This window comes from Ligilactobacillus acidipiscis DSM 15836 (assembly GCF_001435755.1).
Classification (GTDB): domain Bacteria; phylum Bacillota; class Bacilli; order Lactobacillales; family Lactobacillaceae; genus Ligilactobacillus; species Ligilactobacillus acidipiscis.
Map to the genome: position 1 here is coordinate 1 of NZ_AZFI01000349.1, position 581 is coordinate 581.

The window sequence follows — 581 nt, forward strand, 5'->3', positions numbered from 1 at the left end:
CACTAAAAATTAACTTTCAACCTTTAGTTAAAACCCTTAAAACTTAGTATAATTGCTTAAAGTCTAGTATGCATCTTGATCAATAACATTTAGTTGATGTAAAATATTCTGGACCGTTTCTCTGATGTCCTTTGAAGATTGATCGACATCCTTAGATAACTTACGCATTTCTTTGGCAACAACAGAAAAGCCGTTACTATTTACGCTTGAGCGAACAGCTTGCAGCGCCGTATTGACAGCTAAAATATTAGTATTATATGCGATTTCATGCACTGTGTTAGTGATTTGACCAATTTCGCCAATAGACTTGATCAGAGTTGAAGTACTTTTAGTTTTATCGAAACAAACCTTACAAACCCCCGTTAAATTATGCGCCTCATCGCGCAAAGGAAAATAATTAGCCTCTAAATAAACTTTCTTGTTTCCCTTACCTTTTCTTAAAACTTGATCTTGAAAAGTCTGCCCAGCTAATAAGCGCTTCCAAAATTCCGTATAACTTGCACTATTAACAAAAGAACTAAAACAAAGATCTCTGTGTTGCATTTTTAACAATTCTTCTTTGGAATATCCCATTGTTTGAG

Annotated in this window: 1 protein-coding gene; it reads right to left on the bottom strand. The window is 34.3% G+C overall.

Going from position 1 to position 581, the window contains the following annotated elements; all coding sequences use genetic code 11:
- Nucleotides 1–63 precede the first annotated feature (63 nt).
- Nucleotides 64–581: methyl-accepting chemotaxis protein (locus FC65_RS11075; protein WP_235803140.1), on the bottom strand; the 518-nt coding region annotated here is incomplete at its 5' end.